The organism is Frankia sp. Mgl5 (genome assembly GCF_023242985.1).
Classification (GTDB): domain Bacteria; phylum Actinomycetota; class Actinomycetes; order Frankiales; family Frankiaceae; genus Parafrankia; species Parafrankia soli.
The window spans coordinates 1-262 of sequence record NZ_JALKFY010000172.1; the positions used below are offsets into that span (position 1 = coordinate 1).

General features: G+C 56.5%; 1 pseudogene. It reads right to left on the reverse strand.

The window, feature by feature from the left end:
- Positions 1-262 (reverse strand): annotated as a pseudogene (locus MXD62_RS08860) (NAD-dependent malic enzyme); the annotation flags it as partial.

Here is a 262-nt window from a genome sequence, read left to right on the forward strand (position 1 = left end):
CCACGGAAAATACCGGGGAAAGCAAGCACGTTGTTTACCTGGTTCGGGAAGTCGGAACGTCCTGTTCCCACTACCGCAGCCCCAGCTTTTTTCGCCTCATCCGGCATAATTTCCGGAGTTGGGTTAGCCATCGCGAAAATGATCGCATCGCGGTTCATCGATTGCACCATCTCAGGCGTTACGGCGCCGGCAACGGAAACACCGATGAAAACGTCAGCGCCTTTCATCGCATCGGCAAGCGTGCCCTGCATCAGGGAGCCGT